Annotated in this window: 11 protein-coding genes; 1 reads left to right on the top strand and 10 read right to left on the bottom strand. The window is 45.8% G+C overall.

Translation table 11 applies throughout. The features are described 5' to 3' along the window. Nucleotides 1-31: 31 nt before the first annotated feature. The 10 genes from B9A91_RS12100 to B9A91_RS12055 all read right to left on the bottom strand — a co-directional run bounded on the left by B9A91_RS12100 (nucleotide 32) and on the right by B9A91_RS12055 (nucleotide 20,837). The gene (locus tag B9A91_RS12100; protein WP_084238830.1) at nucleotides 32-3,700 is read right to left on the bottom strand and encodes a glycosyl hydrolase; all 3,669 of its coding nucleotides are present in this window, start codon (nucleotides 3,698-3,700) and stop codon (nucleotides 32-34) included. Nucleotides 3,701-3,725: 25 nt separating this feature from the next. Next, a complete protein-coding gene (locus B9A91_RS12095) occupies nucleotides 3,726-4,931 on the bottom strand; it encodes a glycoside hydrolase family 88 protein (RefSeq protein ID WP_084238828.1) in 1,206 nt (401 codons plus the stop codon). Between the two features lies 1 nt (nucleotide 4,932). Continuing rightward, entirely contained in the window at nucleotides 4,933-6,051 is a 1,119-nt protein-coding gene (locus B9A91_RS12090; protein WP_084238826.1) for a DUF4998 domain-containing protein, read from the bottom strand. Between the two features lie 17 nt (nucleotides 6,052-6,068). Then, entirely contained in the window at nucleotides 6,069-7,235 is a 1,167-nt protein-coding gene (locus B9A91_RS12085; protein ID WP_084238824.1) for a DUF5000 domain-containing lipoprotein, read from the bottom strand. 24 nt (nucleotides 7,236-7,259) lie between these two features. Then, on the bottom strand, nucleotides 7,260-9,179 hold the full coding sequence (locus tag B9A91_RS12080; protein WP_084239693.1) for a RagB/SusD family nutrient uptake outer membrane protein: 1,920 nt from the start codon (nucleotides 9,177-9,179) through the stop codon (nucleotides 7,260-7,262). 20 nt (nucleotides 9,180-9,199) lie between these two features. Further along, nucleotides 9,200-12,421 (bottom strand): SusC/RagA family TonB-linked outer membrane protein, encoded by a 3,222-nt coding sequence (locus B9A91_RS12075; protein ID WP_084238822.1) that lies wholly within the window; start codon nucleotides 12,419-12,421, stop codon nucleotides 9,200-9,202. A 13-nt stretch (nucleotides 12,422-12,434) separates the two neighbouring features. After that, nucleotides 12,435-13,706 (bottom strand): DUF2264 domain-containing protein, encoded by a 1,272-nt coding sequence (locus B9A91_RS12070; protein WP_235012537.1) that lies wholly within the window; start codon nucleotides 13,704-13,706, stop codon nucleotides 12,435-12,437. After that, nucleotides 13,703-15,922, bottom strand: coding sequence for a glycoside hydrolase family 3 C-terminal domain-containing protein (locus B9A91_RS12065; RefSeq protein ID WP_084238817.1), 2,220 nt, complete (start codon nucleotides 15,920-15,922; stop codon nucleotides 13,703-13,705). The genes B9A91_RS12070 and B9A91_RS12065 overlap by 4 nt, the downstream gene beginning before the upstream one ends. Before the next feature lie 92 nt (nucleotides 15,923-16,014). Further along, nucleotides 16,015-17,652 (bottom strand): RagB/SusD family nutrient uptake outer membrane protein, encoded by a 1,638-nt coding sequence (locus B9A91_RS12060; RefSeq protein WP_084238816.1) that lies wholly within the window; start codon nucleotides 17,650-17,652, stop codon nucleotides 16,015-16,017. 14 nt (nucleotides 17,653-17,666) lie between these two features. Then, nucleotides 17,667-20,837 (bottom strand): SusC/RagA family TonB-linked outer membrane protein, encoded by a 3,171-nt coding sequence (locus B9A91_RS12055; RefSeq protein ID WP_084238814.1) that lies wholly within the window; start codon nucleotides 20,835-20,837, stop codon nucleotides 17,667-17,669. A gap of 334 nt (nucleotides 20,838-21,171) precedes the next feature. On the opposite strand from B9A91_RS12055, the gene B9A91_RS12050 reads away from it, so the two are divergent. Beyond that, nucleotides 21,172-23,877 carry a glycoside hydrolase domain-containing protein gene (locus B9A91_RS12050; protein ID WP_084238812.1) on the top strand — a complete coding sequence of 902 codons (2,706 nt, stop codon included), beginning with the start codon at nucleotides 21,172-21,174 and terminating at the stop codon, nucleotides 23,875-23,877. Nucleotides 23,878-23,887 lie beyond the last annotated feature (10 nt).

The raw sequence follows: 23,887 nt of genomic DNA, 5'->3' as shown, positions 1-23,887 counted from the left end.
TGTTGACACGGCCATTTTACATTTAGCCCTTTTACTTCCCCAGCTCAAGTACAACAGGTCCGATCAGCCCGGCGCGAGGGATTCCGCGATAGGCTGATGGAATGGTCTGGTAATGATTGGACAAGGTGCTGTATACCAAAACCTCCAGCTGATTGTCTCCTGCTTTCAGGAATTTAGTGATCTCTGCTTTATAAGGAGGGGACATCATTGTCGTCACTTCCTGTCCATTCACCCTGAGGGCGCAAGTGGCTACCACTTCACCTAAATCAAGGAAGATTTCCTTCTTGAGCTGTGCTTCGCTCAGGGTTAAAGTTTTCCGGTAATACAAACCACCAGAGTAATGCAGCATTTGTCCGGTTGATGCCCAATCACCGGCTTCCAGCAAGCCCGTATGGCAAAATAGCTTTATAGGAAAAGGAAATACGGCCACATCCTGAATACCCGGTTCGGTTTCGATCTGCATAGCCACTTCAACTACCTTTTCATGTTTAACAGGCATAACTATGCTATAAGTATTTAAACCTGCTTCAGTTTTCAGCAGTGTTACGTATTTTTCATTCAGTTGTTTACCCTCAATCCAAACCGCAGGTTTTTTACCATAAATACCCATTTCCATTTTCTCCAGGCCTGGTGTGGATTTAAAACGGTAACAATAGGTTTTGTTTTCGCCCCTGGCAGGATCAAACCGAAGGTGCGATGCCTGGTACCAGCGCATGGCAAGTATGCTGGAATAAGGAGACACTTTTTCCGGAAGCGGATTTGCAGCCGGCAAAAATACAATTGCGCTTCTGGGACGTTCATCACGGGAGTTTGGCCCTCTCTTATATCCTTTTTTAGGCACGCCGGTATAAGCCGCCAAAACAGCGTGCCAGCCTTTACTTAATTTAATCTTAGTGTCTTTTAAAGCTTTACCATCCACATAAAAACGATCGGGCAGCCGTTCACCCAGCTCAACATGATACAACTGCTCCTGAGGGGCATAAACATAGGTTTTAAAAAGATGATCACCAGCCCCATCCAGAATAAGGAAACCGTCGTTTACCCTGGCCTTTAGTCCGTGGTAACCTTGAGGGCCCGGGTGATCCCAGACACCAAAACGCCAACTGAAGCGATAAGGTTTCCAGCCATCAAGTTTATCATTAAGCGCCTGGTCGACTAAAGCCTCAAAATTATTGGAAGTGGAATCCAGCAGCCACTGCATCTGGTAGCCGTAATCATAAATCCCTTCCTGCCAGTTGTCATCGACAAAAGACTTCGCGGTCCAGTCGGGGGCGGCACCGGCCTTAGTACTAAATTTAAAGGTCCGGGCCTCAGTGCTGATCAGCCCATCAAAAGCCGGCAAGCGGAAATCTCCCCATTTGTTATTCATCGTAGGCAGAAATTCTATTTTCCAATCTCCTTTGAGCTGAATTCGGTCAGCAACTACAGCTTCAGCCTGTTTTTTGCTTTCAATAACCGCATTTCCAGGAGAAAAGACAATGATTGAAGAATTTGTGTAGCCCACTTCCGAGCGGATATAAGTGCCTGCTGTTGTCTGCTTTACAACAGGCAGAACTTTGGTTTCACCAGTTTTGGCGTCCCACAATTCGGGGCGCCCCTGTACCCGATAAAAAACTTCATTGCCAGGTTTTACATTCATGGTCATGTAAAGGTCTTTGTTACCGATCTTTCTGTGCAATACCTTACCACCGCCTTCCCCTGGAATAAAATCAGGTGTAATGTGCTGTGCCACCAAGGCAGCAATGTTCAGTGTATCCGCAAGTAAACCCTTACCGCCGGCCGCGTTCTGATGAATACCTGCTTTTTTACCCGCCTCCTGCTCCTTCGCCGTTAGGCCAAAGATTTCCTTTACAAGGGCATCAACCTCTGGATCGTCACTACCTTTGCGCGTACTGGCCATAGGTAAGCTGCCTGTAGCCACTACGATTCCTCCTTTGCGGTAAAAATTTAATGCCTGCTGCAGGGCTTCATAGTGCATCGCCTTCATATCAGGCAGTATAAGTACTTTATAAGACATGTCTGAGACCTTCAGCGATTTGTCACTGATCTCTGTTTTAAGAAGTGACCTGTAATCCATAAAGTCATAATCCAGCCCGGCATTGCTTAGTGTTTTTGCAGTGGCAAAACTTACATCCGGCCTACTGCCAGGAAAAGCCTGCATCGGTTCGGTAGGGTACATTAAGGCAATATCGCTAACATGGGTGCCCTGGCTCATTAGGTAACTCAAACGCTCGCCATATTCCAGCCATTTCTTCATGTGCGGCCAGTAGGGCATGCGGTAGTGAAAATCGGGCGGTGCCCACTCCCACCATCCGCCATGCGTGGTGTAATAGAGTCCATGCATACAAATGAGGTTCCCTCCCGCTATAAAATGATGGTCGAGCTGTTCTGTCAGCCATTCACCGCTACTACCCCAGCCCATGCTGTGAAAAGCCTCGAGCCATGTGCGCGGACGCTTGTATAGGTGAGCAACCGAGCTTGATACCTTCGTTTGGATAAACGAAGAGCCCCGGGCCGGAGCATCGTTTCCAGGCGCGGTATACCAGCTCTCTACCCGAAAATAATCTACATAATTGAGCGGTTCCAAGCCCCTGTCCAGGTTATCTGAGCCATAAATAAGGCCCCGGCTGGCATGCCAGTTGTAAACGGGTTTAAAATATCTTTCTTCTGCCAGTTCCATCAGTACATCGGCATAGTCCATCCGTATTTTAGGGGTAATGGCCCCGATATCTTCTTTTAAAGCAGGAAGATAGGGCAGCACGTCATAACCTTTTATGCGGCTGAATTGTACCGCAAAATCTTCCGACCAGGTATTCATGTTGAAAGGGATAAAAAGTTCATCCTGAAAAAAGTAATTCATGCCTTTTCGCCCCTGTGCGTCCATTTTATCTTCAAACCGTTGAAAATAGTGCTTTACCAGTTCTCTGCCATGATCGGGGTGTAGCATATAATTGTTGGCTGCTACTATCGTGTAAACCTTCCAATCGCCACTGCGGGGGGCTTTAAAATCGATGCCCCCGTTTTTAACTTTGGCCTTCAGGTCAATATATACGGACTTACCTTTTACGCCATTAACCGGCCAGGCAGTAAGGCTGACCAGGTCTGGCGGGAGCAGCTTTTTTAGTGAGCCCCCCGCCTTTACTGTATCGATTTTTATCACCAGGGTCCCTTTATAGGACCTGAACTTTTCCAGGTCACGTACTTCGTCAGTGGAATACCCATTGCCTACCCAGCCAATAGTATAATCGTCGAGGCCAACGGCCATACCTCTTTTAGCAGCTTCCCCTGAAAACCAATTCCATGTCTTCCACCATTCATCAGAATACACAGCTGGGTTACCGGGCTCTGTCCGTCCATAAAGTCCGTAGCCCATTTTTTTGTTTAACTCGGCATCAGCGCCTTTAGGATCCGTATGCAGATAACTCACTGCAAAACCATCCGTAGCGGATTCTTTAAGGATATCGAGCTGTTCTGTCAGGCGTTTGCGTGAGAGTGTATCCCCGTTCCACCAAAAGAAGGGTACATTGCCGTAACCCCGTGGTGGATTGGTAAAGCCCGGACGCACATCGAAGTCCGCAGCCCTCGAGGGATAACCACTAAACCTTGTATCGTGCGGTACACCATTTTTTTTCTGTGCATATCCCCTCATCAGGGGAAGTGCTGCAGCAAGCAAAAAGACTATTCTGGTTAAACTTTTCATGATATTTCACTTTAAATGAAGCAAGTTAATCTGCATAACTTTTGTATCGTTTCATGGCTTCCAGGTAATAGTAATCGCCGTAAGTAAGCGGCACATCAATTTCTGACCTTTTGGGCATATGCCCTACACCATGTTTAAGAATAAATCCCCCATTGCTCTTTTCGGCGGCTGTATACCGATCAGAAGACAGTGTATTGATTATTTTTTCTGCAGTTTTGAAAAAGATCTGTGCATTTTGACCTTTATTGTAACTACAGAGTTCCAGTAATGCCGAGGCAATGATCGCTCCTGCAGAGGCATCTCTTAATGCCGCTGGAATATCGGGGGCATTAAAATCCCAGTAAGGGACTTTGTCATCCGGCAGGTTTTTCAGGATAAATGCAGCAATATGGTTGGCCTGATCCAGGTATTTATGGTCTTTGGTTTCACGATACATCAGGGTATAGCCATATAATCCCCATGCTTGCCCACGTGCCCAGGCCGACTCATCAGCATAGCCCTGATCTGTCCTTTTCTGTTGTACAGCACCAGTTTCGGGATGGTAGTTGAGCACATGATAAGAACTGTAATCTGACCTGAAATGGTTTTTCATAGTGGTATTGGCATGGGTTACTGCTATGTTATAATAGCTGGAATCCCCGGTCTCGCGCGCTGCCCAGAAAAGCAATTCCAGGTTCATCATATTATCGATGATGACCAGGAACTCATCCGGCTTGGCGTCCCAGGACTGGATGCAACCCACTTTAGGATTAAAACGACTGGCCAGGGATTTTGCACTTTCGATCAGAACTTCTTTGTAACCGGGTTGCGGGCTAATGGCATTTGCCTGTCCAAAGCTACAATACATCATAAAGCCAAGGTCGTGCGTGGTCCTGTTGTTTTTCTCTTTTTCAAGTAGCTTTAAAATGCGCCGGGTTTCATCCAATAACGTGCGGTCTTTGGTCTGCTCGTAAATGTATAGGAGCGAGCCAGGGTAAAAACCGCTTACCCACCAGTCGGACTTACAGGCTTCAAACTTTCCTGTGAGGGGATAATAGGTTTTCGGGAACTGCCCGGGCGGCAGGTTTTTCATTAGCAGATGGTACTGTCTGCCAGCACTGGCAAAATTACTGTCAATCCGGACCAGCAGCGCAGGATCTGACTTGAAGTTTTTTTCCTGCGATGCGCAGCCCGTCAGCAGTATGGATAACAGCAGATAGCAGAGCCTGGATAGTTTACATTTTATGTTCATATTACTTCACGGTTACATTTACTTCTCCCAGAATGACATAAGTTTGAGGGCCGCTGATGGCAACAACTTTAAGGTAACGGAACTGTGTTGAAGCGGGAAGGGCATAGATTTGTTCGTTATTGGTTAAACGGTCGAAATTATACGTCCCCAGATCATTCCATGTGGTGTTGTTTGCGCTTCCAAAAAACTGTACCACGTTAGGCCCACGTTCGTCAGGTGCGGCCTGCACCCAACGCCAAAGGCTTACTGTTTTCACAGTTCTTGCCGCGCCCAGATCAACGGTAATGTGATGTGGATATTTTGAGGTGCTGGCCAGGGTAAGCCAACGTGTAGCAGGATTTCCATCAATCATATTTGCCGGGACACTAACGTTATTGGCGTCGGGGTTTTGCGAAGAAAAATCGATCACCTTCCATTCTGTTTTGTTAAGCAAAAAGTTTTCCACCAGCTGATCAGCAGCATAAAGTGGATCCATTGCAATGGGGCTTAAATGCTGGGTTCTTAACTTATAGCCGGTTTCCAGCTTATAGTCGGTTAGTTGCAGCAACGAGACCCCTGGTAAAACTGTCACGGTTTTCGAAACCCCAGAGGTACTGGTATATTCCACTTCTGATTTGACAATGGTGCTGCCGGGCAAGGCGGGTTCAAACTGAAGCGTAAGTACATTTGCCAGGTTAATTGTTGACGATAATACCACGCGGTTTAGCAATGTAGCGCGGTATCGCTCGCCAAAAACATTTCCCGATACCTCAACCGGAACTGATACATGACCATCTTTATCAAATGTTTTGATCGTGAAGCTGTAGTAGTCTTCTGAAAGATTGGAGATGGTGTGCGTGATCACCTCCTGGTTTGCCGGAACAGGAACTTCTACTGAATCCGTAAAATTGTTCCAATAAATCCTTGCCCTGACCACCTTTGGATCGGTGCCCCGCAACCAGGAGATCTGTACGCGGTTATATCCTGACTTGAGACTTGGCGCGGTGGCTTTTCCGGGGTAGATGATGCCATTGGGCACCACATACTGATCATATGTACTATCCATTCTTTTACAGGCGGAGAGCACAGAAAGCATAAAAATGCCAGGCAATACAATTGATAAATATATTCTGATTTTCATTTTCTGACTGTTTTAATTTATAGTTTGCCCCAAAAAGTGATTTCCGCCAGGGTAACCTGTCCGGTTCCGCCCCAGGTTTCCAAGGTTTTAAAACGCAGATAGCGATAAGCCGGTGGTGTATCCGGCATTTCAAAATCTTCGCCATTGGTAAAGCCGTAAGCCTCATCTTCCTTGGTTACACCTACACTGCCCGAAGGTTTAAAAGAGTCGAATTTACCAATGAGCGTCCAGGAAGCCCAACTGCCATCGAGGGCAGGCGCATTGGATCCATACAATTCAAACACTTTTACATTGGCCCCGGTATAGGTATAGGGAGGTGTGCGCTGATGCATTTTCATTCGGCTCAATACCACAGGAATTTTAAGATCGACCGTGAACCACTGTGGAATAGGTGAGTTATTTGCAGATGCATAAATGTTCAGGTTAACCAGGCCATCCCATATATTGGCAAGCACATTGGGCGCAAGCGCAGCCTGATCGGTTGGCAGTGCATACATGGCAAAGGGCTTGGGAACACGCTGTTCAAACAACGGTGTAAGGTCCTTTACAATGGCCTGCGACTTATTTCCCCAGCGATCGCGAAGGTAAACAGAGAATTTTTTAGGCGTAGCGGTAAGGCCCCGGACAGAATAAGATCCGGCAGCAGATTTGGTATAAAATGTTTGCAGGGGCCTAAGCAATCCGCTTCCGGATGTATCGGCATCAATCACTATGGCAAGGCTGGCCTGCAGCTCATTTTTAACCCTCACCTTTACCCCACCAAAACCCGGCTCAATGCTCAGATCATTAAAAGCGAGCTCAACAGGTGGAGGGAGAGGTTTGATCTTAACAATAACCGGGGCTGATTCCTTTTCGTTTTTGCCTACACTATAGATTTTGATGTCGTACTCCCTGGTATCGCCAAAACCCTCCAGTTTAAGTGTGTCGGTATATACTGAGGATTTGGTTTCTTTAAAAACACCGGGCTGGATTTCATATACCGCCTTCAGGTACGCCAGATTAACATCTGCATTTAACCGGTAAATGATATTTGCCCCTCCCGGGGTATTTTCCTGCTTAAAGTCTGTTACCTGTGCAGGCGCAGGAGCATTGGTATCATGATGATCCAGCCGTGGGTCTTCTTTACAGCCTTGCAAACCTGCCGCTATGAACAGGCCAATAATGAGGTATGCTATTTTTTTCATAACAATGCTATTTATAATGATAAGCTACCAGCCTATGTTCTGAACTAAATTTCTATTGTTTAATATGGTATTGTCGCGGATAGGCCAGAAATAATCCTTCAATCCGAACCTTGGCGAGAAAATCAGCCTTTTGCGGTAATACAAGCTGGTGCTCGACTGCTCAATATCCCAGCCTTGAATAGGCTTGACATATTCCTGGGGCGCTTCTTTCCATCTTCTCAAATCCCAGAAACGTGCGCCCTCAAATGCCAGCTCGATGAGCTCTTCGCGGTGAATGATTTCCCTTAAACCTGTAGGGGTTAAATGTTTGGTCTTATTGCTGGAATAGGTAGGCCAGGCAACCTCTACAGCCGGCAGCCCTGCTCTTTCCCGCACAAGGTTAATGTACTTATATACCTCTGCAGCAGGACCGCTTTTTTCGTTCAGCGCTTCTGCATACAGCAGGTACAGTTGAGCCAGTCGGAAAATAGGCCATGGATAGTTGTTGATGCTGTAATCACCTGCCGATGCCCCCTGGGTATTCTGGAAATGCACGTATTTTTTAATGAAATAACCCGTCACCGAGCCAAAGTCTGGCTTTCCCTTGCCATTGGGCTGTCCTTTTTTTGCCGAGACATAATAAGTTCCGGTAGGGGTAGCATCCGTATAATAACCCTGGCCATACCATACCCCGCCATCAAAACCAAGGCTGGCATAAAAGCGAGGCTCGCGGTCAAAATTAATAGAGGAAGTTTCATAATTAAGTTTAATGTACCGCTGATCTGCTGGTGTTCCGGCCCGTACCGCTGGCTGGTTGATGTTCCACTGAAGGTCTTCCTCTATCGGGATGCCATTTTTGGTATAAAACATATCCACTATTTTCAGGGGTGGGGCAAGTTCATAACCGATAACATTATTGTCCTGATATCGAAAATCTACGTTCGGTGTGGCCTGCAACTGTGTGTTCGCCGAAAGGCTCTGGGTGTTTGCCCAGATAATTTCGGGGTTCCACCTTTCAGTGAAAGCATTTCTGAGCGACAGCTGCTGAACGATCTGATCTGTAAGCACAAAAGTTGAGTTTGCACGGTCAAATTTATAAAGGCGGTGACCTGCGGCCTCACAAATGTCAATAGCCTCTTTGCAGGCCAGGGCCGCAGCATCCCATTTTGCAGGCATCACCTGCTGATTGAAGAGCTGGGTACCATCGGGATTTTTTAGGGTAGCCTGTTCCGAATTTCCGTTAAATAACGGGCTTGCTGCAGTAACCAGCACCTTGGCTTTTAAAGCATAGGCAATAGGCTTTGTGATTCTGCCCAGCATTTTAACCGGGTCGGCGACAACCGGAGGAAGATCGTCCTTGCCCTCATCAATAAGCTGCACGATATAAGCGAAACAGGCGTCGACAGGCGCCCTCGAAATTTTAACAGACGAAATATCAACCTCAACAGGTAAATTTTCTTTGATCAGGGGAACTGGCCCGTACATTCTAACCAGGTAGAAATGATAATAGGCTTTCAGAAATTTAACCTCTGCAATCCACTGGTCCCTTTCTTCTTCGCTCAGGTCGGGCACTTTACCAATGTTCTCCAGAAAGATATTACAATCGCGCAATGCCCGATATAGGTTTACCCAGATGTTTTCTCCAACAGGGTTTATAGTCGCCTGACGGCCTTGGGCAATATTAAAAATGGTATGGTTAAAGTTGGGTTTAGGAGGGCCGTCGATTGCCCAGATCTCATCCCCGCCAAGTAGTGAGGGGTCCTGTTCCAGATTGCCATCTTTAGGCATATAGGAATAACAGGTGTACAGGTATTTCTCGGCCTCTGTACGCATCGTAAAAGAATTGTCTATGGTAGGGATATTATCAGGAATAATATCCAGATAGTCTTTACAGGCACTTAATACAGAAAAAATAATAAGGATGGCGACCCTTGCTGCCCAGCTCCTTTTTATAAAATATTTCATATCGTACATCTAAATTTTAATTAAAAGGTTAAGTTGAGTCCGAAGTTGAAGACCTTTTGCAGGGGATAGCCGAGGCCGTTGCCTGCCATTTCAGAATCCCATATTTTAAACTTACTGAACATGAGCAGATTGGTACCACTTGCATAAATACGGAAGTTTGCCGCCCTGATGCGTTCGACCAGTTTTTTGGGAAAGGTGTACCCAATTTCGACCTGTTTAAGCCTTAAAAAAGCCGCATTGCGCATGTACCAGGTACTAACCTGGTTGTTATTGGCATTTGGTGTGTTGCTGAGACGGGGAAGAGTGGCATAAACATCACGGTTTTCCTCAGACCAATGGCTATCGGCATAGGCCTTAAGCAGCTGATTGGTAAATATCCTGCCGGATGTTGATTCGGATGTATTCGGATAAAAATAGGGTACAAAAGGTGCAGTGGCTGCGGGATCAATCCAGAACGACTGATTGGCCGAACCTTGCGCAAAAGCAGAAATATCGAATTTCTTATAGCTAAGCGAAAAACCAAAGCCATATACCACTTCAGGGACGGAAGGATTTCCGATAGGCACCATATCGGCCTCGTTTACTTTTCCATCACGGTTTACATCGGTATATTTGATATCTCCACCACCATACACACCACCAAACTCCTGCCTCGGTGAGTTTGCTGCTTCCTGATCGTCAACAAATAAACGTTCTGCGATATAGCCAAACGTTTGCTGCAGGGAGTTCCCTACCCTATATTTCCAGGGCTCAGCATATTGTGGTTCTTCATATACCTTGTATTTACTGGTTGCATAAGTAAAATTTCCGCGTACAGACAGCCAAAGATCTTTGTTCCAGGAATGTTGCATATCGAGCGACACATCGATACCACGGCCGCTTGCCTCGCCGATATTAGATTTGGTATCGGAAGACAGACCCATGGTATTTGGGATGGAGGCCCGTGACATGAGAATGTTGTCGCGTTGTTCGGTAAAATATTCGGCAATGATATTGGCTTTTCCAAAAAGGCTCAGCTCCATGGCCATGTTTTGTTTGATGGCCCTTTCCCAGGTGATGTTGGGATTAGGGTACCTGAGCACTACTACACCATTTTTTACTTCGGTTAAATCCCTTCCAAAGACTGCGCGACGGCCTGCATTGTTTAAGTCTGTATTGGACAGGTAGAAGAACCTGTCCCTGATATCCCCAATTTGATCGTTGCCTACCAGTCCGTAGGTATATCGGAGCCTTAAATTGCTCACTACCCGCTTCAGGGGTTCAAAGAACTTCTCATTAGAAACGCTCCAGGCCAGACCAGCGGATGGGAAGAAACCAAAGCGGTTATTCGCGGCAAACCTTTCGGTTCCGTTATAACCAAAGTTAAACTCTGCGAAATACCTTCTGTCGTACGCATAGGTTGCGCGGCCTGATATCCCCATGTTACGTGAAGGAAGGGATTGAAGTAAGTCTTCCGCGTTGGCATTCAGACTTTGCCTGGCTATCATTACAAGCAATCCGCCTATTTCATGTTTTGAGGCAAAAGTGCGGTTATAGTTCAGGGTAGACTCAAAGTAAAAAGTAGAATTTAAGGTTTTTGGCCCTTCCGAAAAGCCCAGATATTCTGTACCGTTGGTATTGGCTATGGATACCGAATAGCTGTCGGTCAGCAGATCGTACCCTCCCAGCTGGTAATAGAAGGGATTGTAAGACCGGGTGTAACTAAAGTTGGAGGTACGGGTTAAATTCACCATTGCCCTGGCAGAAAGTCCTTCGGTAATGGCATTGAGGCCCTGCTTAAGTTCAAACTGCGCCAGCATTTGCGATCTGCTTTCATCGCGGTAGCCTCTTACCATATCAGCGTAGGGATTGATATAGTTGTTGGCCAGACCGGCATTACCAAACATGATATGCCTTACAAACTGGTGGTCTTTATCGATGGGATAATAGGCCGGAAAAAGTACAGGATTGGAACGCATTACCTTGCGGTACATTGTGGTACCTCCATCAATTGGTCCGTTGTAGTCATCAAAATTACCACTCAGGCGGACAATCAGTTCTGTAGATTTAGTGAGGTCAATATTAACGTTGGAACGCAACGAGTAGCTTTTTAAGTTGATGTTGTTGTTAAAGTTGTTCTTATTATCGACCTTAAGCAAGCCATTGTCCTGTGTAAAAGCACCTGCTACATAATACCTGGCCACTGTACCTCCGCCGCTAACATTTAAGTTGTACCGCTGGTTGGTAGCATAGTCTTTAAACAGCATTTTTTTCCAGTCGTTCGCCGGAAAGACCAGGGGGTTAAGGCCGTTTGCGGTATTTTCTATTTTATCTTCCAGGTAGGGCACCGGTGTGATGGCACTTCTGGTAGCCGTTGCCTCGTTTGCCAGTTTCATATAGGTCACCGGATCTGCGAGTTCAACATCACTGGTGGCCGTACTGGCAGAGTTCTCGACCCTTAAAGACACTTTTGCCTTGCCGGCAACACCTTGTTTGGTTGTTACCAGAATTACACCGTTTGCTCCGCGTGCACCATACAGTGCCGTAGCAGTAGCATCCTTCATGATAGAGAAGGTAGCAATATCATCAGTCTGCAACCTAGCCAGGTCTGTGGTGGTGAGTTCGATTCCATCAATTAAGATAAGGGGCCGGGTATTCGTGCCGAAGGTGGTGATCCCCCGGACAAAAAAATCGGCATTATCGGCTCCGGGTTCACCGCTTCTCTGGTACGCAATTACGCCTGCAACCCTGCCTGCAAGGGCAGTGGTGAGGTTGCTGGATGGGACTTTCAGATCACCCGGCTTGACAGTAGTGATCGAACCGATGACGCTTTCCTTTTTCTGCACACCAAAGGCAACTACAGAAACTTCATCAAGTGCATTTTTTGGATTGGGCAAGAGCTTTACATCCAGCACTTTCTTATCTCCAATCACAATTCTCTGACTGATATAGCCGATATAAGAAACAATAAGTACTTCGGTATCACTGTTCACCTGGATGGTATACTTACCGTCTATATTGGTTACAGCCCCCCGCTCAGCCCCTTCTACTTTAATGGTTGCACCAGGCAGGGATTGTCCTGTTTCGTCAAAGACAGTTCCTGTAACCACCCGCTGAAAGACAGCAGGGTTAAAAATTCCCGGATCAGGATAGGATGTGTTTTTTCGCAGTTCATGAATCATCGCCGGTGCGTAGAGCGAGCAGCAAATGAGCATGCTGGAAAGCAACAGGTAAATTTTTGGTTTGTTTGGTTTGTGGTTCATTTATTTAGAGGTTTTATGGAATCGAATGGTCGGCAGGCATATTTATACCTGTCCATAATTTTTTGGAGGTCCAGTCGGCCGGTTTGCCTATCCAGAACATATCGTTAGCCGGCAAGCCAAGAGGTAGCAGGCCTACAGTACATAGATATAAGCTTCCGGTAGACATGTAATATTCACCTACATCTATCTGGTGGCCGCAAAATCCGATGGTAAGCCAGCCATTCTTGTCGAATGTCCCTGGTGCTTCTATGATTCGCTTAATCACCAGCGACATGGCCCCCCGCACCTGCGCAGGCTGAATGTTTGGCGGGAGTTTGGAAAGCAGTGCGATTTGCCCAAGTGCCTGCAGGGCGCCAAAACGGTAAACGAGCGACCTTCCGATCGGTGGAAATGTACCTTCAGGAGAAATGCTGCGTTCCTGAATATCTGCATAACGCACGGCCCGCTTTAATATCGTATCGTAAACTTCTGGTTTTTCGAGACCTTTATCCGTCATTATTTTTACAATATCGAGCAGCATCGGATGTATCACGAAGCTGTTGTAGTAATCAAAATGAAACTTCGGCCCATCACCATATATGCCGTCGCCTTTATACCACTCTTCCAGCTTCTTGAGGGCGTAGTCTACACGCACGACATCCCCTCCTTCATCTATGCGGATTAAAAAGGCCTCTATCATGCCCATAAAAAGCAGCCAGTTGTTATAAGTGGGCTTAATGCTTCGGGTAGCCTTAAGGGCCTTGATCACGTTGGTTTTGGTTTTAAGATCAAGGGGCTCCCAGAGCTCTTTGGGGGCCCTGATCAGTGCATGTGCTAAAAATGAAGCGTCGACAAGTGCCTGTTCATATTTTTGTGAGCTGAACTGCATAAAATCGGGTGAGACCGGGTCTACCGCATTGGCCAGGCTTTTACGTGCCAGCAGGATGTATTTCCCCCTTAAACGCCCCTCCTCTGTCTGATCTGGGCCCAGTTCCAGCCAGGGCGCCATTCCCGCCATTAAACGGCCGAAAGCCTCCAGATAGGTTACTTTGCTGCGGTCGTAAGTACTGGTGGGGTTAACTTCAACCGGCATATTTTTCTTAAGGGTTCCTCTGCTAAGGTTTTCCAGCACAGGATTGGCTATTTTGGTAAGCACCGAGACCCAGTATTCCCTGCTTTCCGCATTTTTAATAACGGCATTTTCAGACTGCAGGTTAACCGGCACCGGAGTGGCATTGGCATTAAAGTTTAATCCCATTAAAGCTGCAGGTGGTATAAGAGATAGGAAACGGCGTCTGTACATCATTTGGTCAGTTGAAGTTTAACGGTTTTGAATTCTTCGGAACTGGGCCCCATCATTATGGTAAAGCTCCCTGGCTCAGTAATCCAGCGGCCATCCTTCCAGAACTCAAGCGCACGCGAATTGATAGGCAGGGCAACCTTTTGTGTTTCGCCCGGCTTCAGGCTGATGCGTTTGAAGCCTTTGAGTTCTTTAATGGGGCGGGCAAGGGAAGAAATATCATCACGTATGTAAAGCTGAACAATTTCATCCCCCGCTACTTTACCTGTGTTGGTTACTTCTACTTCTGCAAAAGTGGTTTCCCGGCTGTTCATTGTACTTTTCGACAGCTTTACATCCGAATATTTAAACTGTGTATAACTGATACCATATCCAAAAGGATAGGTAGCCCCCTCTGCTGTACCCCACATCATTCTGGGCCGGCCAGGTATTAAAGTATTGTAAAAAGCCGGGACCTGTCCAACATTTCTTGGGTAGGTAACGGTTAGTTTTCCGGAGGGATTGATGTTGCCAAAAAGGGCTTCGGCAACTACTTTCCCTGTTTCCTGGCCCAGAAACCAGCCATCTAAGATGGCCGGAACATGGTCTTTGGCCCATTGTATCGCTGCCGGACGGCCATGCAGGAGAACCAGCACTACCGGCTTTCCGGTGGCCATTATGGCCTGCATAAGTTTGTCCTGTTCGCCTGGCAGGGCAATATCATCCCGGTCCACATTTTCCATTACCGTTTTATCGTCATCGCCCAATACCAGCACGCAGACATCAGCCTCCCGGGCGATGTCTACTGCTTCAGTAATCTGCTGTGCATTAGGATGCTGTATATCTGTTCCTTTGGCATAAAGTACCCCGGCATTTTTGCCTACCGCATCTTCAATGCCCTGTTTAACTGTAATGAAATGTTTGGGTTGCTGGGTAGAATAAGTCCCTAATCGGATGGTATCGGCATTGGGGCCTATTACGGCAATTTTTTTGAACTGATCTCTTCTGAAGGGCAGCAGGTTATTCGCGTTTTTTAGCAGGATGATGCTTTTACGAGCAGCTTCCAGGGCGAGCGCATCATGCGCAGGGTTATTGAGTACCTCCTGATAACCCTTTCTTGGACTGGATAAAGAACCGTCAATCTGCGAAAAAAAAACATCGGCATTTACATCTGCATCTTTTGTTCCTTTTTGCAGCTCGGTCATCTCTTTGCCAAGCGGGTTTTCTTCTTCATCCAGTCGCAGGGCGATTTTGAACTCCAGGACTTTCCTGACTGCCTCATCCAGTAGTTTTACCGGCACCTTACCACTTTTTACGGCAGCCACCAGCGGAGGCCCGTACATACGCTTATCGGCCCAGGTCTGTTTAAAGGCCAGCTCGGTATGAACGCCGGCTTCCAATGCCTTCCCAATCGTTTCCTCCCGGGTTTCGGTAGCGAAGAGGCGGTCCTGGACCCAGCGCAGGTCGTTATTGTCGGAAACACCCAGTCCGCCAAAGCCATATTCCTTCCGGAAAACATCGTTTAAAGTATAAGTATTGATGTGGCATGGCACTCCATTCAAGGTATGGTGTGCGGGCATCACCGAGCCCACATTTGCTTCTTCCACGGCAGCCCGAAAGGGTGGCAGGTGGACCTCGTGCAGGCTGCGCAGGGAAATCTCAACCGCAGCACCGTTTGCACCCAATAGCGGTTCGCTGTCGGCCACAAAATGTTTGGCTGTAGCCACTACATGGTCTTTACTGAAACGCGCTTTCCCCCTGCCCTGCAGGCCGTTGATAAAGGCCGCCCCAATTTTGCTGACCAGGTAGGCGTCTTCCGCGTACCCCTCTTCAAAACGTCCCCAGCGTGCATCGCGCAACACACCCAACATGGGTGTATAGCAGTGATGGATGCCTAGCGCGCGGGCTTCTTTTGCAATTACAGTAGCTATACGTTCTATCAGTTCCGGATCCCAGGAGCTGGCCATGGCAATGGCCTGGGGGAAAGAAGTGGTTCCCGCTGCAACAACACCATGCAGGCATTCTCCGGCCTGCATATGCGGGATATTGAGTCGTTTGTTCCCATTGGGATAAAAAGAGGCCAGCTGATGCGCTTTTTCTTCCAGTGTCATCTTACTGAGGAGCAGCTCCACTTTTTGTCTTTCCTTTTGGGTTAAAGGGATGTAACCACTTTTTTCCTGTGCCCGGGTATTCGAACATAGGATAAAGGTTAAGAAGAGTAGTGTGGGTCTAATTAATCGCATATGTCTTCTGGTCTGGCAATCGATTGCGTAAAAGAATAAATTGCACAGGAATTCTTCCTGCGCAATTTTTGGTTTGTGTGTATGGAAAGCGTTTAGTAGCCTGGATTGTTGAGCATTTGGGCCCCTACGTTACGGTCTATTGCAGTCTGTGGTATAGGCATCAGGTTGTTAAACATCTGAACTGATTCCTGAGCCCTTTCATAACCATATTTTTTGGTCCGCTCATAGAGTTTACCAAGCCGGGTCAGTGTCATCATCCGGAATTCCTCTCCAAACAATTCCCTTGCCCGCTCATCAAGGATGTAGTCGATATTTACGTCTGTTGCGGCAACTAATGGGGCCTTCGCACGCCTGCGCACTACGTTAAGGTCATCCGCTGCAAGGTCAGCTCTTGACTTGCCGAGATAGGCTTCTGCTCTCAGGAAATAGGTTTCAGGTAAACGGATCAGATAGAAATCCCTTACGTAACCATTATCAGGTTTTTGGGCAATGTGTTTGTCTGTGCCAAACTTCGCCCAGTTGGGATAAACATAGATCATCGTATCATCACGGGTGGTTAAAAAGGATTTAGGGATGATGTCGCCTTTTTTAAAGCTACCCACGTTGGCCGCGAAATAGTATTTGCGTTTGATGTTGGTTTCATTGTTCCGGATATCGGTGCCCGCATTTTTCCAGATGGTATAATTGGTATAATTGGTGGGGCGGCAATAAGCAACACCACGTCCTGTACTGTCCTGCGCAACGTTGTTGTAACCAGCCTTGGCCAAGCCCCAGTAGTTGCACCACATCATCCTTTCAATCAATGGCCGCCCGGCAAACTGGGTACCCCCGATAACAGCAGCACCTGTAGAAGTTTGTTCAAACTGTGCCACAAAAATACCTTCATTATTTCCCGTCTGGCGGTTCTGGTTCCCCATTACAAATAAATCGTAATAATAGTCCTTATCCGTTTCGGAACTTCTGGCACCAAAGCGGGCATTGACTAATGAATATGCACCATCCGTTCCATCGATTACCCTGGTAGCGGCCGCAATAGCGCCATCATAATCTTTAAGACAAATGCTTACTTCCGCTAAAACGTGGTCGGCCGCTGCACGGATCACCCGGCCCGGACTTGCTGTTGTTAAAGGCAGATTTGTTCTTGCAAACTCAAGATCCTTTTTTGCAAAGGCCCATACTTCTTCCCGGGTGTTTCTGACAAAATCGATCTTTGCATTGTCGACCGGTTTATCTACAATCGGCACGCCTCCATACATGTTGGCCAGGTTCCTGTAGGCAAAGCCCCGGAAAAAATAACCTTCAGCGAGCGTTTCATTTTTCTGTGCGTCATTTACCCATAACACAGTCGGTTTAGAAGCATTTTCAATAAGGGTATTCGCATCCCTGATGATTGCATACTGCAGGTTAAACCAGTCCTCAGAAAAGGGCTCCCGTGAAGTAACTAGTCCCCAATTATTAAATTTAGCGGCATCATCTCTGGGGTCAAAAGCCACATCTGTTCCCAATCCCAGTATAAAAGCTTCGTGGGTAAGATCGGCTGTATTGTACATCAGCTGTATGCTTCGATACATATTGGCACTTAAGGCATCGAACTGGGCTTTATTGGTATAAGCGGTTTCAGTATTTAACCTGTCTTTCAAAGTTTCATTTAAAAAGGCGTCATCTTTACAGGAACTGAATAACATCAGTCCTGCTGTTACTGCCATTGCAATATTTTTGTATGATCTCATAGCTCTAGTATTTATTAAAATCCAAGGTTTAGTCCAAAAGACACCGTGCGCATTAAAGGGTTAGAAAGGTTGACACTGCTATTCGAAGAACCTCCATTTCCGCCAATCTGCGCCCCATTTGCTGGATCTAATCCCGTCCAGCCCGTTAATGTGATCAGGTTTGTTCCGCTTACATATACTTTGAGGTTGTCTACTTTTATTTTATCGGTAATGGTTTTAGGGAAACTGTAGCTTAAAGAAGCAGTTTGCAAACGAACAAAGGTTCTGGATTGATAAAACCCGTATTGATAGGTATTGGCATAATTTGGCCTTGGGTATTTATTGTTTTCATTGTCTGGCATCCAGTATGGCAGATCAAGCCAGTTTCCTACAGTTGGTAAGGTCGCACCGGTAAACTGACCTCTTAAGTTGGTAGAACTGAAGAAATTATTTTTACCTCCCCCAACAATAGAATTGATGCTAAAAAACAATTGAAAATTCTTGTAGCTGAATGTATTGGAAATATTGAAATTAAAATTCTCTTTTCCATATCCAACTACAGATTTATCTGCTTCATTGATTACCCCATCATTATTCAGGTCACGGATTTTTAAATCTCCCGGAAAAAACAACTGTCCGCCGCTTGCTGTTCTGTATTTAGCGATATATTCCGTATCAGAATTTTGAACAATGCCATCTACTGTATAGTCAAAATTTGCACCCAATGATTTTCCTATGAACAGACCATTTGCGATGTCATCATCTTCTTTGCCATCTTTATTTACATCCAGGCCGTATAAACTTACCAGCTTGTTTCTATTCAACCAGAAGCTTACACCTGTACTCCAGTTAAAGCCACTTTCAGACTTTATATTCACAGAATTTAAAGAAATTTCTATCCCCTTGTTTCGCACTTCACCGGTATTCGCCTTGATGCTGCTGAAACCGGTGAAGAAAGGAAGCGCCCGGGTCAGCAATTGATCATAGGTTTTTGTCGCATATCCATCAATATTACCTGAAAGCCTGTTGTTAAATAACTGGAAATCGATGCCAAAGTTGAAGCCCAGGGTAGTTTCCCAGCTATACTGACGATTGGCAAGATTTGCAGGAGTACTGGTTGGGGTCGTAACATTGCCAAACACAGTATTATTGTTCCCGTTTGTAAAGGCAATCGTTTGATAAACAGTACCGGCCTGGCTACCCAGCTTTCCATAAGAAACCCTGAGCTTAAGATAATCTACAAAAGAGTTGTTCTTCATAAAATCTTCTTCCGAAAGGGCCCAGGCGACCGAAGCACTAGGGAAGGTTCCCCATTTATTATCTGCACCAAAAGCAGAGTTCGCATCTTTTCTGTATGTAAAAGTAGCATAGTATTTTTGTTTGTAATTGTATGCCAGTCTCCCAAAATAGCCCACGTTTTTCACGTCAGCCAGCTCTGTTTTGCCATCTTTGGTAGTGGCCAGATGAAGCCCGTTATATCCAAGCACGGTAGTTCCCGCCTTTGCAAAGTCGGCACCGCTGAATCTTGTAAGCTGAGTAGAGGAATAATCTCTGGTATATCCAAAAAGCGCATCTATATTGTGTACACCAAAAGAGCGGTTATAAGAAAACAAGCTGTTGATTAGCCATGAATTTTCCTGTTCTGTAGAACGATAACCATTTGTAGTAGACAAAAACTGCAGCGGATTGGCCACATTTGCCGGGAGCAAGGTATTTACCTCACCAAACTCATGATGAAAATAGCCCAGTTCGCTGGTTGATTTATTTCCTGTTGCTTCAAAGCGGTAACTTAACCCTTTTACAAAAGGCACCTTCACATTTACAAAGCCGGTTCCCCTTATATTGTACTGTTTATTCAAATCGTCATCGTACATTCCTGGGAATAGCGCATTGGTCGGATTTCCCCAGAATGGATTAAATAAAGAGGTGTGGCCAGAAGGGTACCTTTGCAAGATCTTATCATCTGTCCCTTCCAGGTATTTATAACTAAAAGGGGACATATAAGTAGCCATGTATAAATTAGGCGAAAAACCGGAAAAGTCTCGTGATGAGTAATAGGCGTTTGCACCAAATGATAACCAGTCTGTGATGGTATTTTCCAGTTTGAGTGTAAGGTTAGGCTTGGTAAATTTGTCGTTATACAGCACCCCTTTCTGGTCCAGAAAACCAGCAGAAAAATAGTAGTTCAGCTTTTCTGTTCTTCCTGATACATTGATCTCATAATTTTGAACAGGAGCATATTGCGTAATTTCATCCATCCAATCCAATTCATGACCTTCATTATATGCCTTCAGTTCTAAAGGCGACAGCACTTTTGTGATGTCGCTAATGTCCTGCCCGCGGATGGATAAATTGTCTTTTCTCCATTGCAGAAAGTTTTCTCCTGATTTCATCTTAGGAACACGTGTCCAGTTCTGAATGCCATAGTAAGTCCCAAAATTCACCTGCGGCTTATCTGTCTTTCCACGTTTGGTTGTAATCAGCACCACACCATTTTGCGACTGCGATCCATAAATAGCAGCGGCACTCGCATCTTTAAGGATGTCGTAGGTAGCGACATCATTCATGTTAATTTCATTTAACTCACCGTTAAAGATAACCCCATCCAACACAATTATAGGTGAACCGCCTGCAATAGAGTTCTGTCCCCTTACCACTATATTAGGTGTAGCACCGGCTGAAGTAGAAGGGCCAACATTGATGCCTGGGGTACCTTGAATGGCTTCCAGTACGTTCATAAATGGCATAGATGATTTGGGACCTTCATCAAACTTAATCGTAGTAATAGCCCCAGTCACATCCTTCCTTTTTTGCGTACCATAACCTACAACCACCACATCGTTCAATTGATTTGGGGAAGGAACCAGGGTAACGTTAATCTTAGTACGTCCGTTTATTTTAATTTCCTGGGAAACATATCCCAGATAACTTACGGTAAGTGTGGCAGTAGGTTCTGTGCTCAAGGAGAAATTTCCGTTGCCATCCGTAACTGCCCCGCCACCGGCCGAACTTTTGATACTGGCACCAATAATGGTTTCGCCTTTCTCATCCATCACCTTACCGGTAACAGTAATAGGCGCATGCAACGTTACAGCTGCCATAGCTCTACCGGCAGAGCCCAGTAAAACTGTAAAAACAGCCACAAGCATCATTTTTGCAACTCTCAGGTTTAAAAAGCCGCAATTTCGTAGTTTGAGTTTTGTCATACATCAGGAATTAGGTTTATAAGTATTTGGTTCTGGTCATCTGTGCTACGGTTAAATTGCGCAGCCAATGTTAAGCAAGCCAAATCAAACTAAGTGTGCGAACACAGAATTATCCCATCTTGCTTACACAAACATAATAAAATATTAATGTGTGCGAACACAATTTTGAAATTATTTTTTATTAACCACTTTTTGTTACTATGTTTGGACTATAGCTTTTTTTGTTTTACAGCTCATCCTGGCACCAGGCCAGCGAGCGATTTTAAATCAGAAAAGGCTTTAATTGCCACAACCAACTATAAACCGTTCCATTTGTTTTATCAATCAAAACATTATGAAAAAATTGCTATTCTCTTCGCTGATGCTCATTGCAAGCCTTGTTTACGCGCAAAACAAAGACAAGCTCCTGCACCCAATTGATATAGATGCCATTCGGGAAACGAAACTGACAGGGTACATCGGACTGAACCCGACAATCATGTCTAAACCCGCAAAACCAGCAGATGTAAAGTCTTTCATAAAGAGGTTTCCAAATAAAAAATATTTTACATTCCCGGAGAGCCGTGAAAACCCGATCAGACTGCTGGACAGTCTGCCAGAAAAATGGACCCGTTATTCGGCAGCTGAGATGAATTCTTTTAAAGGCACTGCACAGCCAGGAGAATATTACGTATTTCAGGTAGGTGTTTATACCGATGCGCTTACACTAAATAATATAAAGGTGAACCTCTCTCCTTTGAGCGGAAGCGGAGGCCAGTCGATCAAAGACGTTACCTGCTTTAATACCGGTGGCATTTCATTTAAAGGGGAAAAATTTTCCAAATCGCTCCAGCTCAGCGCTAAAAATGTTTTACCGCTATGGTTTGGGATATCCATTCCCGAAGACTACAAGGGAGTATACAGAGGACAGATCCAGATTAAACCCGAGGGCTTACCCGCAACAACTGTAGAGGTTAGCTTGAATGTAAATGGAAATATCATTGCCAATCACGGCTATAATGACGAAACGAAACTGTCCCGGCTGGCTTGGTTGAATACAAAAGTTGCACTCGACGATGGCATCACGAATGGTTTCAAGCAGGTAGCGCGTGAGCAAAAGCACATCTCCATTCTGGGCAGGACCATACAATTATCGAACGAAGGCCTGCCGATTGATATACAGACTTATTTTGACAAGAATAATGAATTGATCCTGCCAAAGGGCGAGCCGATCATCGCTGCACCCATCAGGTTCATTATTGAACAGAATGGAAAAGAACTCGCACTCAGACCAAATGCCCTAAAATTTGACGACCATTTCCCTGCCTCTACCCATTGGGAAACAAAATTGACCAGCGGAGAGATTACTGTTACCGTTAAAGGTCGTGCAGATTATGATGGTTTTATAGGATATAGTGCCCTGGTAACCGCTTCAAAAGACATCGCAATTGATGACATCAGGCTACTGGTACCCATGCGCCCGGAGAAAGCAACCTATATGATGGGGCTGGATAAGGAGGGGGGCTTTAGTCCGGCCGACTGGCACTGGAAATGGGACGTTCAGGAAAAACACCAGGACGAGGTATGGATGGGAGCGGTAAACGGCGGACTTAAATTAAAACTTAAAGGAAAAAACTACCAACGCCAGCTTGTTAACCTGTATTACCCTTTTGGCCCGCTCCACGAACCTGAATCCTGGGGTAACGGGAACAAAGGAGGGGTAGACATTTACAAACAGGATAAAATTGTAATGATAAAGGCCTATTCCGGAAAGCGCATCCTGAAAAAGGGAGAGACCTACCAGTTTGATGCTGAATTCCTGGTAACGCCTTTCAAACTTATCAATAAGGACATACAGTTTAACGACCGCTATTATCATTCAGATATCGACACCACCAGCAACACCATTAAGCTTGCTCAGGAACATGGAGCAAACATCATTAACGTACACCACAAAAAGGATATTTATCCCTTCCTCGATTATCCCTTCGCAAATGACAACGTACCAGACCTGAAAGCATTTATAGACAGCAGTCATACAAAAGGATTTAAAACAAAGATTTATTATACCACAAGAGAGATCAGTGTAAATGCACCTGAACTATGGACTATGCGTGCCCTGGGTGATGAGATCATTTATCCGGGCCCGGGTATGGCTACCAGGACACTGGTAAATCCAAATGGGGTACATCCATGGCTGGGGCAAAACCTCAAGAAGGATTTTATCCCCGGTTGGGTAGCCACGTTTACCTCTGGCAAATACAAAGGCCGTCAGGACCTTGCAGTACTGACCAGACCAGATTCCAGGCTGAACAATTTCTTTTTGGGTGGGCTGGAATGGATGTGCAAAGAATTAAACATAGATGGCATTTATATGGATGACCTGGCCCTTGACAGGGAAACTATGCAGAGAACCCGTAAAATTCTGGAAAGGGACCGCCCGGGAGCTAAAATTGACATGCATACCTGGAATCACTATAACAAATATGCCAAATGGGCATCATCACTGAACCTTTACATGGACATGCTGCCTTATATCGATCATTTATGGGTAGGCGAAGCCAGGGATTACAACAGGTCATCCGATTACTGGCTGATAGAAGTCAGCGGTGTCCCTTTTGGGTTATCCTCGCAAATGCTGAACAAAGGCGGAAACCCATGGCGGGGAATGGTTTTTGGCATCACCAACCGACTCGGCTGGTTCAAAGCAAAAACACCTGAACACATCTGGAAATTCTGGGACGACTACCATATTGAACGCAAACAGATGATCGGATTCTGGAACGATGATGTTCCGGTGAAAACAGACAATAAAAAAACAGAGGCTACCGTATACAAAGGAAAAGATGAAGTAATCATTGCAGTAGCCAACTGGACGTCAGAGCCGCAAAAATGTAAACTGAATATCAACTGGAAAGCGCTTGGTCTTAATCCGGATCAGATAACCGCAGAGATTCCTGCAATTACCGACTTTCAGGAGAAACGCAAAGTCAACCTTGACAGGGAGATTGACCTTGAAGGAGAAAAAGGCTTCCTGATCGTCATTAAAAGAAATCAATAATTACCAGAAA

It is taken from the genome of Pedobacter africanus, from assembly GCF_900176535.1.
Classification (GTDB): domain Bacteria; phylum Bacteroidota; class Bacteroidia; order Sphingobacteriales; family Sphingobacteriaceae; genus Pedobacter; species Pedobacter africanus.
This window is presented reverse-complemented; position numbering and strand designations above follow the sequence as displayed.